This is a genomic window from Cupriavidus sp. 01L43 (genome assembly GCF_056399925.1).
This window is the reverse complement of sequence record NZ_JBFTSH010000001.1, coordinates 367,849-385,537: the sequence shown is the minus strand read 5'-3', so window position 1 is coordinate 385,537 and position 17,689 is coordinate 367,849. Positions and strand designations below refer to the sequence as shown.

Below are 17,689 nucleotides of genomic sequence, written 5' to 3'. Positions count from 1 at the left end.
CCGATCGATGTGACAGCGGGTGTCACAAGGGGGTCATTCCGGCATGTTGCGCCGGCCGCCGATCACCATTTTCACGCGTCCGGCGTGGCTGCCGGTGCGCACCACGGCCACCCCGGACGGCTGGTAGATCCGGTAGAACTCCATGACCGTGCTCACATACTGGCGGGTTTCGGGGAAAGGCGGGATCTGGTTGTTGTAGCGCGCCACGGCGCCCTCGCCGGCGTTGTAGGCGGCCAGCACCAGTTCGAGGTTGTTGGGGAACTGGCCCTGCAGCCAGCTCAGGTAGCGCACGCCGGCCGAGATGTTCAGGCGCGGGTCGGTGAGCTTCTGCTCCACCGAGCGGCGCTTGTCGGCGGCGATGCCGAAACGCACGCCGGTGTCCGGAATCACCTGCATCAGGCCGATGGCGCCCTTGGGCGACACCGCGCTCGGGTTGAAGCCGCTCTCGACCGCCATCACCGCCTTGACCAGCGCCGGGTCCACGTTCTGGGCCGTGGCAATCTGGCGGATGATCGGATCGACCAGCGCGATGTTGGGGTGGTTCAGCACATAGCGGAACAGCTTGCCGGCGTCGGCATCGCCCTTGCCGGGCCGCCCCACCATGCGCACCCCGGCCACGCGCGGCATGGCCAGCGTGTCCAGCTTGCCGCCGTCCTTGAGGAACAGCTTGTAGCGATCGTCGATCTTTTCATCGGCGAAGTGGGCCACGCCGTCTTCGTCGATATAGCCATACAGTTCGGCGTGGGCAGCACCGGTCGCGCACAGGCCCGCCAGCGCCAGCCCGAGCGCCGTGGCCCGCCTTGCCAGCCGCGCCAGGGCGCGGCGATTGCCGATGGTCCGCATGGTGCTTCTCCGTTGCCGACCGCTGCGCCCGTTGCCGGAGCGGTCAGATATCCGCCTCCACCTCGTTGCCCTTTTCCTCGAGCCACGTACGCCGCTGCGACGCCTCGCCCTTGCCCATCAGCATGTTCATCATGCTCACGGTCTGGGGCAGGTCGAATTCGCCAAGCGCCACCGGCAGCAGCCGGCGCGTGTCCGGGTTCATCGTGGTTTCCCACAGCTGCTCTGCGCTCATCTCGCCCAAGCCCTTGAAGCGCGAGATCTGCCAGGCGCCTTCCTTGACGCCATCCTTCATCAGCTTGTCCTGGATGGCTTCCAGCTCGCCTTCGTCCAGCGCGTAGAGCTTCTGGGCCGGCTTCTTGCCGCGTGCCGGAGCATCCACTCGGAACAGCGGCGGGCGGGCCACGCAGACGTTGCCGTTGTCGATCAGCTTCGGGAAGTGACGGAAGAACAGCGTGAGCAGCAGCACCTGGATGTGCGCGCCGTCCACGTCGGCGTCGGACAGGATACAGATCTTGCCATAGCGCAGGTTGGACAGGTCCGGCTCGTCGTCCGAACCGTGCGGATCCACACCAATCGCCACGGCGATGTCGTGCACTTCATTATTGGCGAACAGGCGGTCGCGCTCGGTCTCCCAGGTGTTCAGCACCTTGCCGCGCAGCGGCAGGATGGCCTGGAACTCCTTGTCGCGGCCCATCTTGGCCGAACCGCCGGCCGAGTCGCCCTCGACCAGGAAAATCTCGTTGCGCGACACATCGGTCGATTCGCAATCGGTCAGCTTGCCGGGCAGCACGGCCACGCCGGAGCCCTTCTTCTTTTCCACCTTCTGCGCGGCGCGGGTGCGCGCCTGGGCCTGGCGGATCACCAGCTCGGCCAGCTTCTTGCCGTAGTCCACATGATGGTTCAGCCACAGCTCCAGCGCGGGGCGGCTGAAGGTGGAGACCAGGCGCACGGCGTCGCGGCTGTTCAGGCGCTCCTTGATCTGGCCCTGGAACTGCGGATCGAGCACCTTGGCCGAGAGCACGAACGAGGCGCGCGCGAACACGTCCTCGCTCATCAGCTTCACGCCCTTGGGCTGGAGTGAGTGCATCTCGATAAAGCTCTTGACCGCCAGGAACAGGCCCTCGCGCAGGCCGGACTCATGCGTGCCGCCGGCCGGCGTGGGGATCAGGTTGACGTAGGACTCGCGCACCGGCGCGCCATCCTCGGTCCAGGCCACCACCCAGGAGGCGCCCTCGCCCTCGGCAAAGCCTTCCTCGCCCGGATTGCCGTCCGGGTCGGCAAAGTGCTCGCCCTCGAACATCGGGATCACGAGTTCGGACCCGCTGCCCTGCGCCAGCGCCTCGACGAGGTAGCCCTTCAGGCCCTGGTCGTACTGCCAGACCTGCTTTTCGCCGGTCTTCTCGATTTCGAGCGTGACCTTCACGCCCGGCAGCAGCACCGCCTTGCTGCGCAGCAGCCGCTGGAGTTCGGCCTGCGGAATGGTGGCGGAGTCGAAATAGCTGGCATCTGGCCAGACCTGCACGCGCGTGCCGTTCTTCTTCTCGCCGCGTTCGAGCCTGCGGCCGGCGAGCGGCGTGGTGACGTCGCCGCCCGAGAAGGTCAGCGTGGAGAGCGTGCCGTCGCGCCAGACCGTCACATCAAGACGGGTGGACAGCGCATTGGTCACGGACACGCCCACGCCGTGCAGGCCGCCCGAGAAGGCGTAGGCGCCACCCTTGCCCTTGTCGAACTTGCCGCCCGCGTGCAGGCGGGTGAACACGATCTCCACCACCGGCACCTGCTCTTCCGGGTGAATACCCACCGGAATGCCGCGGCCGTCGTCTTCCACGCTGACGCTGCCGTCACGGTGCAGCGTGACCAGGATCTCGGAGCCGTGGCCGCCCAGCGCCTCGTCCGACGCGTTGTCGATCACCTCCTGCACGATGTGCAGGGGATTGTCGGTACGGGTGTACATGCCGGGCCGTTGCTTGACCGGCTCCAGGCCCTTCAGGACCCGGATGGAAGATTCGCTGTACTGACTGGTTTTGCTCGCCATGGAGTCGCTACGGAGAAGTGGATCTCCCGGCCGTCGCGGCCGGATTGCGCAGCATTGTAATGGATGACCGGGGCGGGCTCGGTACGCTGGCGCGCGGAACCGGCGGCTTCGGCATAAATACGCCACCCGGGGTAAACTCGCCCGGCTGCAGAGGGAATCCCCCGGCGCCCCCCGATAACCAGAGAAAAGGACTGCCAAAGTCCCGAGCCCGACATGACCGACCGCAAACTCTCCCTGACCACCGTGCTCGTGTGCGGTGGCCTGCTCGTCACGCTATCGATGGGTATCCGGCATGGCTTCGGCCTGTTCAACCTGCCGATTACCCAGGCCCACGGCTGGAACCGCGAGACCTTCGCCTTCGCCCTGGCCCTGCAGAACCTGATGTGGGGCGTCACCCAGCCGATTGCCGGCGCGCTGGCCGACAAATTCGGCCCCATCCGCATCATGCTGGTCGGCGTGGCGCTCTACGTGGCCGGCCTGGTCGTGATGGCGATGGCCACCAGCGGCACGGCGTTCGCCTCCGGGGCGGGGGTGATGATCGGCATTGCCCAGGCGGGCACCACCTACAGCGTGGTCTACGGCGTGATCGGCCGGGTGGCCAGCGCCGAGAAGCGCATCTGGGCGATGGGCATCGCGGCGGCGGCCGGCTCGTTCGGCCAGTTCCTGATGATTCCGATCGAACAGTCGCTGATTTCCTTCGTCGGCTGGCAAAACGCGCTGTTTACCATGGCCGTGATGGCCTGCTTCATGCTCCCGCTGGTGTTCGCGCTGCGCGAGCCGAAGGTGGCGGCGACCACGGGCGGGCATCATCAGACCATTGGCGAGGCCACGCGCGAGGCCTTCGGCAATCGCAACTTCCAGTTGCTGACGCTCGGCTATTTCGTGTGCGGCTTCCAGGTGGTGTTCATCGGCGTGCATCTGACGCCGTACCTGAAGGATCGTGGCTTCACCGATCCCAAGATCGCCACGGTGGCACTGGCGCTGATCGGCCTGTTCAACGTGTTCGGCACCTACACCGCCGGGGCGATGGGCCAGCGCATGCCCAAGCGCTACCTGCTCTCGTTCATCTACCTGGCGCGCTCGTTCGTGATTGCCGGCTATCTGCTGCTGCCGCTGACGGCGGCCAGCACGTGGGTGTTCGCGGCGCTGATGGGGCTGCTGTGGCTGTCCACCGTGCCGTTGACCAACGGCATCATCGCCCAGGTGTTCGGGGTGAAGTACCTGTCGATGCTGAGCGGGGTGGTGTTCTTCTCGCACCAGATCGGCAGCTTCCTGGGCGCGTGGCTGGGCGGGTTCCTGTTCGACCGGACCGGCAGCTACGACCTCGTGTGGTTCATCGCCATCGGGCTGGGGGTGGTGGCGGCGCTGGTCAACCTGCCGATCCGCGAGCAGGCGCTGACGCGCCCGCAGCCGATAGCGGTCTGAGCCATGGACGCCGCACGCCACCATCCCTGGCTCAAGGCCAAGCTGTTAAAGACGGTGGGCCTGCTGGCGCTGGCCGGTGTGCTGACGCTTGGCTTCCTGGCCTACCTGCGGCCGGCGTTCATGGTCGACCTCACCAATATGGTGCTGGCGTGGTGCGGGTGAGCCGCTAGCTTACTGCGCCTCGCCCTTGGTCTTTGCCTCGAGCACTTCCCAGCGCTCGAGCGCCTCCAGCAGTTCCATCTCGATCTCGTCGTGCCGGCTGGCCAACTGGGCCGCGCGGGCGGGGTCGCTCGCGTAGAGCGCGCCGTCCGCCAGCTGGCCGGCCAGCGTCTTCTGCTCCGCTTCCAGCGCGTTGATGCGCTCGGGCAGGCCATCCAGCTCGCGCTGTTCCTTATAGGAGAGCTTGACCGTGCGATTGGCGCCCCGCGCCTCGCGCGTGTTCTGCGTCTTCAGCGCCTCGGCGGGCTTCGCCTCGGCCGGCTTGGCGGCCTGGATGGCCCCGGCCCGGGCCGACTGCGCTTCCCAGTCCGAATACCCGCCGACCGACTCGCGCCACTGCCCCTCGCCCTCGGCGGCGATGGTCGAGGTGACCACGTTGTCCAGGAAGGCCCGGTCGTGGGAGACCAGGAACACCGTGCCGCTGTAGTCCTGGAGCAGTTCCTCCAGCAGTTCGAGCGTGTCGATGTCGAGGTCGTTGGTCGGCTCGTCCAGCACCAGCACATTGGCCGGCCGGGCGAACAGGCGCGCCAGCAGCAGCCGGTTGCGCTCGCCGCCCGAGAGCGACTTGACCGGCGACCGCGCGCGCTCCGGCGCGAACAGGAAATCGCCCAGGTAGCTCATCACGTGCTTGCGCTGGCCGTTGACCTCCACCCAGTCGCTGCCCGGACTGATGGTGTCCGCCAGCGACTTCTCCAGGTCCAGCGCCGTCCGCATCTGGTCGAAATACGCCACCTGGAGGTTGCTGCCGTTGCGCACCGTGCCGCTGTCCGGCGCCAGTTCGCCCAGGATCAGGCGCAGCAGCGTGGTCTTGCCCACGCCGTTCGGGCCGATCACGCCGACCTTGTCGCCACGCATGATGGTGCCGGTGAAGTCACGGACCACCGGCTTGTCGCTGTAGGACTTCGACACATTGGTCAGTTCCGCCACGATCTTGCCGGAGCGGTCCGCCTGCGACACTTCCAGCCTCACATTGCCCTGCACCTCGCGCCGCGCCGCGCGCTCGGTACGCATGGTCACCAGCCGCTGGATACGCGCCACGCTGCGCGTGCGGCGCGCTTCCACGCCTTTGCGGATCCACACTTCCTCCTGCGCCAGCAGCTTGTCGAACTTGGCCTGCTCCACCGCCTCGGCGGCCAGCAGTTCGGCCTTGCGGGCCTGATAGGCCGCGAAGTTGCCCGGGAAGGACACCAGCCGGCCCCGGTCCAGTTCGACGATGCGGGTGGCCACGCGGTCCAGGAAGGCGCGATCGTGGGTAATCAGCAGCACGCTGCCCCGGAAGCCGATCAACAGGTCTTCGAGCCAGCGGATGGCGGTGACGTCGAGGTGGTTGGTCGGTTCGTCGAGCAGCAGGATGTCCGGCTCGGCCACCAGCCCCTGCGCCAGCGCCACGCGCTTCTGCAGGCCGCCGGACAGCGAATCCACGCGCACGTGCGGGTCCAGGTCGAGGCGGGCCAGCGTAGTTTCCACGCGGGTGCGCAGCGTCCAGGCGTCGGCGGCGTCCAGTTCGGCCTGCACGCGATGCAACTCGGCCAGCGTGGCCTCGTCGTGATGGGTGTCGAGCTTGGCCAGCGCCGCCTCGTAGCGGGCCAGCAGGTCGTGGGCGGCGCCCATGCCCAGGCTCACCGCATCGAACACGGTCAGCCCGGGCGCGAATTGTGGCTCCTGCGCAACATATGCAGTGGTGACGCCGCTCTGGCGGGCAATCAGGCCGTCGTCCGGGGCGGACATGCCGGCCACGATCCGCAGCAGCGACGACTTGCCCGTGCCATTGCGGCCGATCAGGCCAACGCGTTCGCCGGCTTCCAGCGAGAAATCGGTGTGGTCGAGCAGTGCCACGTGCCCGAAGGCAAGTTGGGCATCGGAAATGGAGAACAGGGCCATGGTGGGGAGACTGGAAACAGGCCCGAATTGTAGTCGACCCCAGGGGCCGGGGCCGCACGGCCCAAAAAGAAGCGCCCCAAAAAGAAGGGCCCGTTAGCAAACGGGCCCAAGAGTCTCTCCTCGGTGCCCTGCTCGCAAGGCACGTTTGAAGAATATCGATTCGGGGGCCGGGCAATAAGTCGGACAACTCCTTAAGGGAAAGCCCCCGTCAACCGCGCGAGAGGCCAAGCGTTGCAGCCCGAGCACGACTACTAGCGCGGCGGTTGTGCGTCGGGCGCCTGCCGTGGAACAATCCGACACACTCAGCGCAATCGGATTAATCCGAAAAGAAGCACAACAAGGCGGTAACAACAAGGCAGTACAGAGCCGGACCCATCCGGCCAACGGGGTTTTCCGGGTTTTCTTTCCAGACAATTTTCGGACGGGTGTCATTCATGACCAATACGGGCCTGCCGCGCCGTGCCTCCTTCAGGGGCACGGCGCTTGTTGTATGTTTCCTCGCCACGCTGCTTGCCTTGCCGGCCCTGCCGGCGTGGGCGGCGTCACCCAACTCGGTGGTGTTGCGCATCCAGCAGACCGGGGCCATCCGCATCGCCCACCGTGAAAGCTCGGTGCCCTTCTCGTTCGTGGCGGACGGCAAACCCATGGGCTACGCCGTGGATCTCTGCCTGAAGGTGGCGGAGGCGCTGCGCACCCAGCTCAAGCTGCCGCAGCTGCGCGTGGAATGGGTGCCGGTGACGCCGGCCTCGCGCATCCCGGCCATCGTGGACGGCAAGGCTGACCTCGAATGCGGATCCACCACCAACAACCGCGAGCGCCGCGACCTCGTCGCCTTCACCATCCCGCACTACATCGCCGGCAGCCGCATGCTGGTGAAGGCCGATTCGGGCATCCGCAAGTGGGGCGACCTGCGCGGCAAGACCGTGGTGTCCACCACCGGCACCACGCCGCTGGCCATGCTCCGCAAGATGGATGAGGCGGGCGCCATGGGCTGGAAGGTGGTGGAGGCCAAGGATCACGCCGAAGCCTTCGGCATGGTCGAGGCGGGCCGCGCCGACGCCTTCGTGATGGACGACGTGCTGCTGTTCGGCCTGCGCGCCAACGCCAAGAACCCGACCGCGCTGGCGGTAACGGGTGACCTGCTGACCATCGAGCCGTACGCGATCATGCTGTCCAAGCACGATGCCGAGTTCAAGAAGCTGGTGGACAAGGCCATGGTGACGTCGATCTACGACCAGGACACCCAGAAGCTGTATCGGAAGTGGTTCCTTAGCCCGATCCCGCCCAACGGCATCACGCTGGACATTCCGATGAGCTACCTGCTGCGCGATTCGTTCAAGTTCCCGAGCGACAAGGTGGCCGACTAACGGCCTCCCTGCCAGCCCGGGCGGGGAGCCGCGTGGGGGCCGCGTTGGCGCCCCCGCCGCCCCCATCCATGCGAAGATGTCGGCCGTCCGCCCCTTCGCATCGACCATGACTGCCGCCGCCCCCCTCAAGCTGTCCGACCTCTCCCTTTCCACGACGGTGGCCGGGCTGATCGCCATGCTCACCGGCTACACCAGCTCGCTGGTGCTGATGATCCAGGCCGGGCAGGCGGCGCATCTGAGCGATGCCCAGATCGCCTCATGGATCTGGGCGCTGTCCATCGGCATGGGGGTGACCACGCTGGGACTGTCGCTGATGACCCGGGTGCCGATCGTGGTGGCCTGGTCCACGCCCGGCGCGGCGCTGCTGATTGCAAGCCTGCCCGGCGTGCCCTACCCCGAGGCCATCGGCGCCTTCCTGCTCGCCGCGCTGCTGATGACGGCCGCCGGGCTGACCGGCTGGTTCGACAAGCTGATGCGCGCGCTGCCGGCGAGCATCGCCTCGGCCCTGCTGGCGGGCATCCTGTTCCGGATCAGCGTGGATGTCTTCGTGCAGGCGGAACACCAGACGGTGTTGCTGCTGACCATGTTCGGTACTTATCTAGTGGGACGCCGCCTGTGGCCGCGCTACGCGGTGCCGGGCGTGCTGCTGGTGGGCGTGGCGCTGGCGGGGGTGCTCGGGCAGCTCCATTTCGAACAAATCCGATTTGCGGTGACGCTGCCGGTGTGGACCACGCCGGCGTTCTCGCTGTCGGCCTTTATCAGCATCGGCGTGCCGCTGTTCATCGTGGCGCTGGCCTCGCAGAACATTCCGGGGCTGGCCGTGTTGCGTGCGGATGGCTACCACGTGTCGGCCAGCCCGCTGATCACGGTGACGGGGGTGGCATCGGCCATCCTGGCGCCGTTCGGCTCGCATGGGATCAACCTGGCGGCGATCACGGCGGCCATCTGCACCGGCCCCGAGGCCGACGCCGACCCGCGCCGCCGCTACATGGCCGCCGTGGTCTGCGGCATCGGCTATCTGGTGGCGGGGATCATGGCGGCCAGCATCGCGGCGCTGTTCGCGGCCTTCCCGAAGGCGCTGGTGGTGGCCGTAGCGGCCTTCGCGCTGCTGGGTTCCATCGCCAATGGGCTGACCGTGGCCATGCAGGCGCCGGCGGAGCGCGAGTCGGCGCTGCTGACGTTCATGATCACGGCATCGGGCATGACGCTGGCCGGCGTGGGTTCCGCCTTCTGGGGCGTGGTGGGCGGCATGCTGGCGCTGGCCGTGCTGCGCCCGCGCCAGCGGGCTGCCTGAGCCAGCTTACATCAGCAGGAAGGCGACGTCCGCGGCAGCCATCTGCGTCACCGGCACGCCCTTGCGGCGCTGGAACAGCACGTGTTCCAGCACGCGGTCGCGGTGTTCGGCAAACCGGGGAGGCTCAAGGCGCAGCGCAGCCGTCGCGTAGTGCTCGGCCAGCAGCTTGTAGACCCGGTGGCGGACTTGCAGGATCTCGTTGTCGGCACGCAGCCGGGCGATCTCCGCGTTGTTGTCGTCTTCCAGCTGGCGCATGCCCACCACCACGCGCGCGTGCATGCCACGGTAGCGATCCACCTCGGCATGGGCCTTGTGGAGTTCGTCGCGGAGTGCACGCACTTCCTGCATCAGCTTGAGATGTTGCTGGACGCCCCGCTGGATGCGGTTCGCTTCTTCCAGCGCATGGTCCGCGGCAGCGATGGTGTTCTGCCAGACGCCTTCGGTGGCGTCATGCGGTGGCAAGGCGTCCGGCGCGCCTTCGATGTCGGCGAAATGCGGCTTCGGCCATGCCGTTGCGGTGTCAATATCCTGCTTCATACTGCTCCCCTTTACCCGTCAGCCAACACCCGCCACCGGCCTTGTTATGGTTGCCGGCATGGTCGGATTAACACCGCGACTGTCTGGACCGCCTCTTTTGCACTGCCCGGGCGACCCTTGCGTCATACGCATACGTCCATTCAAGCGTGCAATGTGCATTTGCACAACCACCGCGAGGGAGGGCACAGCACATTCTGCCTGGCGGCGCGGCGCATAATACCGCGCTATAGCGCCTCCGGCGCCGCTTTCCGGCCGGCCCTTGGCCTGCCCTTGACGTCAATCATCTGCCATGTCGAACGGATATCTATTGCTTGCGCTGGCCATCGTGGCCGAGGTCATCGCCACCAGCAGCCTCAAGGCGGCCGAGAACTTCACGCGCCTCTGGCCCAGCGTGCTGGTGGTCACCGGCTACGTGGCCGCGTTCTGGCTGCTGATGCAGGTCATGAAGACCGTGCCGGTGGGCGTGGCCTATGCCATCTGGTGCGGGGCGGGGATCGTGCTGGTGACACTGATCGCGTCAGTGCTGTACCGGCAGGTGCCGGACCTGGCGGCCTGGGTCGGCATCGGGCTGATCATTGCGGGGGTGGCGGTAATCCAGCTGTTCTCGAAGATGAGTCACTGAATCGCGCCGGGGTCAGGACTTCGGCGGCAGCGCGCGGAGCAGGCGGTTGACCTGCGCCAGCGTCTCGCATTCGTCGGCATTGCGCTTGCGGCGCTGGTCGATGATCTCCAGCAACGCTCGGATCTGGCCATTCTTGGCCTCGCACACCACCTTGTCGGACGCCGGACAGGCCACGTCGATCTCCCCCCGCAGGCTTTCCTGGACGATGTCGATCAGCGCGGTGCAACCAGACGTATCGGCCAGCGCCGGGTCCGGCGTGGCAGCCAGGGCGTGAATGGCGCCGAACATGGCCAGCGCCGGCAGCCAGCGGTGATACGACCTGACAGGGGGCATTTGCGAAAGAAGGCGAACCAGTTCTTTTAGGATTTCTACGACGCGCGAGAGGCGCGCAGGCGACATCATAGCCGGTTGCCGCGCCGCCATGACATCGAACGGTGCGCTGACCCTCGGAAGGGTCTGGGTGGGCGGGAATGCGTCGACCAAAACAAAAAGCCCGCGCGGCAAGCCGGCGGGCTTTCTAATCTGGTTGCGGGAGCAGGACTTGAACCTGCGACCTTCGGGTTATGAGCCCGACGAGCTGCCAACTGCTCCACCCCGCGGGCCGGACTATACGCGGATTGGCGGCGCATTGATACAGAAGAATGCAAAAAGCCCGCTTGCGCGGGCTCTGGACGTAGTGCTGAGGTGAACTTCTGAGAACTACTGCCGACTTGATGATGGTCCCGCCGACAGGAACCATAAAAATTCTGCCTTGCGGCTTTATCTAAAGCAGATTTGCGGTTGTGGATAATGCCAGTGCCACGTCCAGTGCCACGAAAAGCGCAGCGTGCTCCTTCCCCTAGTCAGCGCCTCTTACAACGAATGCGTTGTAAATGGCATTTACAGCCTGAACGCTGTAATCGAGATGCATCTGCCCCCTATTTTGACCCAGTGCGAGGGTGATGCGATACTGTATATCTATACAGTATTTTCACACTAAATCATGGGCAACAGCAAGCTTGCGGCCAAGTGCCATCTCCGGCCACCAGCGTCTTCGGAAACGCCTAACCAAGCACACGGCATTCTCGGCCGCATCCAAGGCGACTACATCGCGGCTGGCCTCGCCACGCTGCCGACCGCCACGGCGGACGCTCCGGCCCACCATGAGGTCGTTCTTGACGCCGGTCCCGCCGGCAAAGTCCGACTCTTCATCGAAAAGAAGCGTGTCCGCCACCACCGGCATTCTCACTATTTCTGGTCTGCCTATCGGGCTGAACCTGTCAGGCCTGACGACCGGGCCTGATGTGGCCGCCGAATACCCAGATCGGACGCCGCGCCCATCGCGATCCTATTCAGCCCGGCCACGCGCAGGCTTTTTTTCAGCCGTTATTGCCCTCCTCGGATGCCAAGAGGCACAAGGTGCTAGCCGACTGATCCGAGAAGTGCGCGCCTGTAAGTCTCTGGCGCCGCGGTTGGGCGCCTTTTCTTCGGGCCGGCCGGGGTGTGGCATCATCACGCGCACGATTTGAATTATCGAGAATAATGAGAAAGATTATTTGCGCGGCACTGATGGCCCTGGCCATCTTCGGCTGCAGCGCACCGCGGCAAGGCCCTTTCATCCCGTCGATTTTTGAATCGTTCGACCTCGAGCCTGGCCCCAACGTGCAGTTCGACGCGGCAGGCATTCCGAGCGTAAAGATATGGTCAACCAACGCGTTCAACCAAAGCGCGACCACAATTGCGCAATGGGGCCTTGGCGCGATGACGCGCTATAGCAAGTCGCACAATCCGACCGAACTAGCCAAGGCGCGGAAAGCCGCTGACTGGCTGCTAGCTCACCAGAGTCAGAACGGCGGCTTCCCGTTGATGTTCGACCACCACCATCCAGATCCGCGCGGCTTCCAACTCAAGGCACCGTGGTACTCGGCCATTACGCAGGGCAATGCCATGTCGCTGCTGGTGCGCATGTATGGAGAAACCGGCGACACGCGTTACCTGGACTCAGCAGAACGGGCCCTGCTCCTTCTCGAGATCCCGGTGGCGTCTGGCGGCCTGCAGGGCGAACTGAACGGTATGCCATGGTTCGAGGAAACGCCCGATCCAGCGAAGCCTAGTCACATCTTCAATGGATCGATCTTCGCGCTGCTGGGCATCGGTGACCTGTACGCAGCGACCGGCAACCGAATGGCTGGCATGCTTTGGGGAGCTGGCGAGGAATCGCTGCGCAAGAACCTGCGTTTTTACGTGATCGCGACCACGCCAGAGGACGCGACGCTGCCGCATCCGTGGAGCGTCTACGAGCTGCAGCACAATGGCTTCCCGGAAAAACCCCACTACCTGACCGATTTCTACATGGGCGTGCACATCAAACTGATGCGCGAAATGGCCATGCGCACCGGACAGATGGAGTACTCGATGATCGCAGATCAGTGGGAGAAGTCGCTGGGTGAGTACCTACGGACGCACAACAAATCGCCTTGACGACGTACCCTTTGGGTACTAGGATGCAGGTACTGAGCTGCGCACCCGCGCGGTTCGATACTCCGAAAGGAATGCATCGTGAAGCCCATCCTTCGCGCGCTTGCGCACGCCATCTGGAATCCCCATGCTCTACGTTCCACCGACCCCGGATCAACTGGAACAGTTCAAGCAAGACCTCAACCTGAGCAGCGGCCAAATGGCCGCGCTGCTGGGCCTCGCGAATGGCCGGCAATGGCGTCGCTACCTCTCGAACGATCCGGAGAATCGACGGGACATGGGGATGCACATGCTGTTCTTTGCCGTCGCGAGAATCGAATTGGGCGAGCAGGAATTTGCACGTCTTCTGGAAAAAATGCGGTCGATCGGCGCGGAAATCGCACTGGAAGATCCATCCTCCGGCGACACGCAATAGCGTGCGTCCTGCTCATTCTCTCGGCTTGCGGCGGGGGCACAGAGGATCCGCTTCCCACCAATGATGCGCCGCGCGCCGAGACGACCAAGGCGCCTCAGCAAATTGCTGCGCCGTTTATACCCTCGATCTTCGCTACATTCGATCTCACGCCAGGGCCCACCGTTCAGTTCGATGCTAATGGCATACCGAGCGTGATCATCTGGTCTACGGGACAGTTTAATCAGTCGCCGACCACCATTGCTCAGTGGGGACTTGGAGCCTACGCGCGAGGGGATTACTCGAAAGCGGTGAAGGCAGCAAACTGGCTCATCCAGCACCAAGCGCCTAACGGTGGGTTCCCTCTTACATTCGACCACACGAATAGTCCCAACGACCCGAATGCCGGATGGCACCTCACTGCCCCTTGGTATAGCGCAATCACACAAGGCAATGCGATCAGTCTGCTGGCGCGCGTCTACAGCATCACGGACGACTATGCCTACAGCGACGCTGCCGTGCGGGCTTTAGAGCCGCTGACGAAGACAGTGGCACAAGGGGGCTTGCAGGGCGAACTCAACGGCTTGGTGTGGTTCGAGGAGACCCCAGATCCCAACTATCCGAACCACATTTTCAACGGATCTGTGTTTGCCCTACTCGGCATTCGGGACCTATATGAGATCACGGGTTCATGGGAAGCTCTGCAGCTATGGCAGCAAGGGGAAGCGTCGCTTCGCGCAAACATCAACGCGCATATTGTGTGGGCGCCACTGCAGGACTCGAGCCTGCCGGATCCGTGGATGATCTACGACCAACAGGTCAATGGCTTCCCTAATGTCCCGAACTATGTCACAGCATTCTATGCTGGCATTCACATAAAGCTGATGAGAGAGATGGCTATGCGCACAGGATCGGCTGTTTATTCAGAGACTGCGGATGCGATGACACGATCCCTCGATGAATATTCAAAGACCCACGCATCTTGAGCGCTATCCGCCTGCAGATGGCTTCGCCGGCTTCCAACCGCACTGTCGCTCGCCGGCGAGATTATGCGCGAGGATAGAATCTGCCGTGGCGTCGGACAGCACATCCGACTTACTGACGTAGATTGGCTTCGTCCAGTCGCAGGCCGTGTCTACGGTGCGCGTGCGTGTGACGACCTGAGGCTCAGTCGCGGGACCAGTCGTTGCGCAGGCGGTCAGCAGACTTGCCAGCACCGCCGGCAGCAATCTGATTTTCGACATCGGTTCGCTCCTTGACAGCATCGGCGCCAGCGCGCGCGGCGGTGGCATTAGCCTCGGCTTCGGATTGCTCGGTGCGCGCGACCTTGGCGTTAGCCTCGGCCACCTTCTGGCCGGCCTGCGCCGTGGCTGTGCTGGCCTGCTGGTGCCGGAACGCTGCGAACACCAAGCCGGCCACGCCGAAGAGCCACGGCCCGAACTTCACCAGCGCAGCAATGATGGTCGTCAGCATGCGGCACCTCGAGCCAGCAGGTGGTTGTCGGGCCAGGTCTCCTGCCGCGGCTTGCCCGGGTTCCAGACCCGCCGGTACAGCCCCCACGCGCCATCGACGTTGTCGGTCTCCGGCAGGCGATACGGGTCGGTGAAAAGCATGAGCCGCGCGACGCCGGCCGCCAGCACATCGTCCTGGTCGAGGTTGCGATAGATGACGTCCGGGAGGAACTGCACGCCGCGCGACGCGCACAGCCGATCGAGCCAGTAGCGCGATGCCACGTGCAGGTAGACGCCGTAGACGCCGCCGCGCGTCTGCCGCGTGCCTTCCTCGAACTGCCAGAAGCCGCGCGCCGGGCCGCCGATCTGGCGTCGATGCTCGAACCGCGATTCTTGCAACCCGATCGCGAGCAGCATCACGCGCGCGCGCGGCGAGTCCATACCCTGCGGAAGGATCTGCATCGCAGGGATAATCGCCTTCTGAAGAACGTCACGCAGTTCCATCACCACCCTCCTTTTCCTCGCGCCGGAACAGCCGTCGGAATGCCTCGATGACAGCGGCCTGGCTGATGACCCGGGCCAGCACCGCGAGCACGGCACCGACGATAGGTACCCACTGCGCGCCGTGTTTCGGGAACAGCGCCAGCAGGCCGGGCGCGAAGTTCGGCCACTGGTCAGAGATAGCCGGCACCGCGGCAAGCACCACGATGCCCACCACGCCAATCTTGGGCGACCACCACTTTTTTATCTCCGCCCACGGGGCGGCGAGAAACTGCTTCATCGCGTCCACCTCTTGATGTCGGGCCGCGCGCCAGCGGCGTTGTCCATGAGGTAGCGACGAATGTCCTTCACGTCGTTGCTGACCCCGCTGAGCTGCTCTTTGACGTCTGCACTGATGTTGCGCATCTGCTGCGACGTGTCATCGCGCGTCTGTCGGATGTCCGTCTCCACGCGCTGGAAGTGCCGCTCGTGCTCGCTGTCCTTCTGCTCGAGCGACGCGACACGTCCGACGATGCCGAAGTAGGCGACCGTCAGCGCAACGCCCCCACCGATCAGGCTACCCATCAGCGCCTGCAGGTTGATGGTCGTGTCGATCCATCGCGGCTTCTTCTCAGCTCCGCCAGCTGTGTCCTGTGCCATAAATTCCCCGGATGGAAAAAAGCCCGCTCAGGGCGGGCTGTTCAGACTGAGTTTTGTGCTACTCGCGATGCTCGATCAAGCTTCTGGATAAGTCGGCCACTCCAGATCACCAGCAGTCATCACGATTCGATTGAGTGCCACCCGATATCGCTTCCAAGTCAGAAGCACCTGCTCTTCTGCAGCTGTGGCTTCTCCTAGGTCGATAGCGTCCTGAAGCGGCGCCATTCGCGTAGCCGCGTACAGCAGCCCTGCGTCTCGCGTGGCGATGTTCTCTTCGAGGGAGGTAACTCGAGGCGCTGGCGCGGTGAACACCGTTCCGTCGTAGCCCCAGCCCTCCGATACACCGTCTCCGCATTCCACCCAGATCAAATCCGGGTGGAACATCTCGGTGATGTCCCCGTCGGTGGAAAAAAGCTCGACGACAGTGCCTTCAAAAATTCGTGCGTATGTCTTCATCATGCGAACTCGTAGACAATCAAAATGCCCTTGGCACCGTCGCCGCCAGCGGCCCCCACACCTTGACCCGCCAGGCGCGAGCCACCACCTCCGCCGGTTCCCGGCGCGTTGCCTGCTGTCCCGGCGGAATTCGATGAATTGTTGTTCACGCCCCCGAATACACTGGGCCCACCATCCCCGCCCACACCCGCTGGGATTAGTGAGAAGCCAGCACCGCTCGTAGAGCCCGCGGCTGCGACGATGGTTGCGCCCGTTGGGAGCGCCGCGCCGCCTGAAGCCGCAGTAATGTTCGCTACCGAATTCGCGTTGCTTCCGCCTCCGCCCACGCCACCAGGACAAGACATCAGCGATCCAAAGCTGGTGGTGCCGCCCGCTGACCCATTGTTCGCGCCGGCCGGACCACCGGTACCGCCGGCGCCGATGGTTACGGGAATGCCCGTGAAGCCCGTGATGAATCGGCCTTTTCCGTATGTCCCGCTGGAGCCGCCCGACCCGGCAGAGACCTGGCCCGCAGCAGTGGCAGATGCACCGCCACCACCCGCACCACCACCTACCCCTTCGGCGATGACGGATCGCGTTCCCGCAGTGGGGTTGTATGTTCCACTCGACGTGAACACCTGCACGCCGATGAGGCGGCCACTTGCCGCAATCTTCAGATTCGCAAGCAGCGTGGCGGTCGTCCCATCATCGACGGAATTCGCCCCTGAGTTATCAGCGATGAACTGCGCGAGCACCGCCGACATGATGCTCGACTGCCGCCACACCTTGTTAAGCTGCGCCGATTGCGCGACACCTGATTGAAAACCCGAGGTTCGTTGAGCTAATGCGGCATAGGTTGCCTGCGCGATAACGTTGGYAGCACCGTCGCCACCGAACGGCAGAAAGTCATTTGTTGCCATGAGAGTCCTTACAGAGGGGTTCCCCACGCGCCGGTATCGAAGCCGGACACGAGGTCGTTTTCCATATCGAAGCCAAAAATAGGCGCACCGTCATCCGATGTGACAACGACTAGGTTGATGCCGACGCCCTCTGGCTTGAGCGGAATCAGCCCATTCTTCAGCAATGCCAGGAACACCGCGGACGGGATGACACCAGCCACGCCGATGGTCATCGACATGTCCTGGTTGTCCTGGATGAAGACGACCGTTCCCCCTCCGAAGATCGAGTCGAGGATCGCCTTCGACGCACCTAGTGTTCCGTCCCAGTGGTTCGCTCCGATCTTCGCGCGGATCACCAGTCGATAAGTGGCATCGTCCAGCCGCGTCAAGCCTGTGTCGGGGTCGAATGGGCCTTTCCAGTTGCCCTGGTCAAATCCGAGCCCATCGATGTCAAGCGAGAAGTAGACATTCGTCAGCGGAATGGGGACGTTCCGCGAGATGCCCACCCAAAGCCCGACATCATCGAGCTGCGCGTCCACAGCGCTGTCCAGGTCAAACTTCCCCGGCATGCTCCCCAGCAGGTTCTGAAGATCCACCATCGGCTGGGCCAGCGCCGCAACCATTGCCATGAATTTCGGCTTCTGGTTGTGCTCGCTGGTGATCCGGTCGGTGTACTTGGTGATGTCCGCCATG

At 64.4% G+C, this 17,689-nt stretch carries 21 protein-coding genes and 1 tRNA gene; 9 read left to right on the top strand and 13 right to left on the bottom strand.

What is annotated here, in order from left to right; genetic code table 11:
- Positions 1–33 precede the first annotated feature (33 nt).
- Positions 34–843, bottom strand: coding sequence for a lytic transglycosylase domain-containing protein (locus AC1DP9_RS01900; RefSeq protein ID WP_477106474.1), 810 nt, complete (start codon positions 841–843; stop codon positions 34–36).
- A 43-nt stretch (positions 844–886) separates the two neighbouring features.
- The gene (locus AC1DP9_RS01895) at positions 887–2,878 is read right to left on the bottom strand and encodes a DNA topoisomerase IV subunit B (protein ID WP_477106473.1); all 1,992 of its coding nucleotides are present in this window, start codon (positions 2,876–2,878) and stop codon (positions 887–889) included.
- 213 nt (positions 2,879–3,091) lie between these two features.
- Between AC1DP9_RS01895 and AC1DP9_RS01890 the strand changes: the two genes are divergently transcribed.
- Complete coding sequence (locus tag AC1DP9_RS01890; protein WP_092290257.1) at positions 3,092–4,303, top strand: MFS transporter; 1,212 nt, start codon at positions 3,092–3,094, stop codon at positions 4,301–4,303.
- A gap of 3 nt (positions 4,304–4,306) precedes the next feature.
- The gene (locus AC1DP9_RS01885) at positions 4,307–4,465 is read left to right on the top strand and encodes a hypothetical protein (protein ID WP_441590557.1); all 159 of its coding nucleotides are present in this window, start codon (positions 4,307–4,309) and stop codon (positions 4,463–4,465) included.
- A 9-nt stretch (positions 4,466–4,474) separates the two neighbouring features.
- On the opposite strand, the gene AC1DP9_RS01880 is transcribed toward AC1DP9_RS01885, so the two are convergent.
- On the bottom strand, positions 4,475–6,403 hold the full coding sequence (locus AC1DP9_RS01880; RefSeq protein ID WP_477106472.1) for an ATP-binding cassette domain-containing protein: 1,929 nt from the start codon (positions 6,401–6,403) through the stop codon (positions 4,475–4,477).
- A 434-nt stretch (positions 6,404–6,837) separates the two neighbouring features.
- Between AC1DP9_RS01880 and AC1DP9_RS01875 the strand changes: the two genes are divergently transcribed.
- Complete coding sequence (locus tag AC1DP9_RS01875; protein WP_477106471.1) at positions 6,838–7,770, top strand: amino acid ABC transporter substrate-binding protein; 933 nt, start codon at positions 6,838–6,840, stop codon at positions 7,768–7,770.
- Positions 7,771–7,876: 106 nt separating this feature from the next.
- Positions 7,877–9,064 carry a benzoate/H(+) symporter BenE family transporter gene (locus tag AC1DP9_RS01870; protein WP_441644096.1) on the top strand — a complete coding sequence of 396 codons (1,188 nt, stop codon included), beginning with the start codon at positions 7,877–7,879 and terminating at the stop codon, positions 9,062–9,064.
- Positions 9,065–9,070: 6 nt separating this feature from the next.
- Here AC1DP9_RS01870 and AC1DP9_RS01865 read toward each other — a convergent pair whose 3' ends face one another.
- Positions 9,071–9,601, bottom strand: a complete 531-nt coding sequence (locus AC1DP9_RS01865) for a hypothetical protein (protein ID WP_092290263.1) — start codon at positions 9,599–9,601, stop codon at positions 9,071–9,073.
- A 289-nt stretch (positions 9,602–9,890) separates the two neighbouring features.
- Between AC1DP9_RS01865 and AC1DP9_RS01860 the strand changes: the two genes are divergently transcribed.
- Positions 9,891–10,223: a DMT family transporter gene (locus tag AC1DP9_RS01860; protein ID WP_092290265.1), complete on the top strand. Its 333-nt coding sequence runs from the start codon at positions 9,891–9,893 to the stop codon at positions 10,221–10,223.
- 12 nt (positions 10,224–10,235) lie between these two features.
- On the opposite strand, the gene AC1DP9_RS01855 is transcribed toward AC1DP9_RS01860, so the two are convergent.
- Together AC1DP9_RS01855 and AC1DP9_RS01850 are read right to left on the bottom strand one after the other, a co-directional pair.
- A complete protein-coding gene (locus tag AC1DP9_RS01855; protein WP_092290271.1) occupies positions 10,236–10,556 on the bottom strand; it encodes a hypothetical protein in 321 nt (106 codons plus the stop codon).
- A gap of 190 nt (positions 10,557–10,746) precedes the next feature.
- Positions 10,747–10,822: transfer RNA gene (locus AC1DP9_RS01850), tRNA-Met, on the bottom strand.
- Positions 10,823–11,205: 383 nt separating this feature from the next.
- On the opposite strand from AC1DP9_RS01850, the gene AC1DP9_RS01845 reads away from it, so the two are divergent.
- The 4 genes from AC1DP9_RS01845 (at position 11,206) to AC1DP9_RS01830 (ending at position 14,057) form a co-directional block, all read left to right on the top strand.
- Entirely contained in the window at positions 11,206–11,505 is a 300-nt protein-coding gene (locus tag AC1DP9_RS01845; RefSeq protein ID WP_477106470.1) for a hypothetical protein, read from the top strand.
- 239 nt (positions 11,506–11,744) lie between these two features.
- A complete protein-coding gene (locus AC1DP9_RS01840; RefSeq protein WP_477106469.1) occupies positions 11,745–12,683 on the top strand; it encodes a D-glucuronyl C5-epimerase family protein in 939 nt (312 codons plus the stop codon).
- A gap of 124 nt (positions 12,684–12,807) precedes the next feature.
- Entirely contained in the window at positions 12,808–13,095 is a 288-nt protein-coding gene (locus AC1DP9_RS01835) for an XRE family transcriptional regulator (RefSeq protein WP_477106468.1), read from the top strand.
- A gap of 191 nt (positions 13,096–13,286) precedes the next feature.
- Positions 13,287–14,057 carry a D-glucuronyl C5-epimerase family protein gene (locus tag AC1DP9_RS01830; protein WP_477106467.1) on the top strand — a complete coding sequence of 257 codons (771 nt, stop codon included), beginning with the start codon at positions 13,287–13,289 and terminating at the stop codon, positions 14,055–14,057.
- A gap of 181 nt (positions 14,058–14,238) precedes the next feature.
- Here the strand turns inward: AC1DP9_RS01830 and AC1DP9_RS01825 are convergent, their stop codons facing one another.
- From AC1DP9_RS01825 to AC1DP9_RS01795, 7 genes are all read right to left on the bottom strand, one after another.
- On the bottom strand, positions 14,239–14,544 hold the full coding sequence (locus tag AC1DP9_RS01825) for a hypothetical protein (RefSeq protein ID WP_477106466.1): 306 nt from the start codon (positions 14,542–14,544) through the stop codon (positions 14,239–14,241).
- On the bottom strand, positions 14,538–15,026 hold the full coding sequence (locus AC1DP9_RS01820; RefSeq protein ID WP_477106465.1) for a hypothetical protein: 489 nt from the start codon (positions 15,024–15,026) through the stop codon (positions 14,538–14,540). Before AC1DP9_RS01820 ends, AC1DP9_RS01825 begins: the two co-directional genes overlap by 7 nt.
- Positions 15,013–15,303 carry a DUF7940 domain-containing protein gene (locus AC1DP9_RS01815; RefSeq protein WP_477106464.1) on the bottom strand — a complete coding sequence of 97 codons (291 nt, stop codon included), beginning with the start codon at positions 15,301–15,303 and terminating at the stop codon, positions 15,013–15,015. Before AC1DP9_RS01815 ends, AC1DP9_RS01820 begins: the two co-directional genes overlap by 14 nt.
- Positions 15,300–15,662, bottom strand: coding sequence for a hypothetical protein (locus AC1DP9_RS01810; protein ID WP_477106463.1), 363 nt, complete (start codon positions 15,660–15,662; stop codon positions 15,300–15,302). Before AC1DP9_RS01810 ends, AC1DP9_RS01815 begins: the two co-directional genes overlap by 4 nt.
- A 75-nt stretch (positions 15,663–15,737) precedes the next feature.
- Positions 15,738–16,121, bottom strand: coding sequence for a tail fiber assembly protein (locus AC1DP9_RS01805; RefSeq protein WP_477106462.1), 384 nt, complete (start codon positions 16,119–16,121; stop codon positions 15,738–15,740).
- Positions 16,118–17,017, bottom strand: a complete 900-nt coding sequence (locus AC1DP9_RS01800) for a glycine-rich domain-containing protein (protein ID WP_477106461.1) — start codon at positions 17,015–17,017, stop codon at positions 16,118–16,120. The genes AC1DP9_RS01805 and AC1DP9_RS01800 overlap by 4 nt, the downstream gene beginning before the upstream one ends.
- An 8-nt stretch (positions 17,018–17,025) precedes the next feature.
- Positions 17,026–17,688 (bottom strand): DUF2612 domain-containing protein, encoded by a 663-nt coding sequence (locus AC1DP9_RS01795; RefSeq protein WP_477106460.1) that lies wholly within the window; start codon positions 17,686–17,688, stop codon positions 17,026–17,028.
- Between the last annotated feature and the right edge of the window lies 1 nt (position 17,689).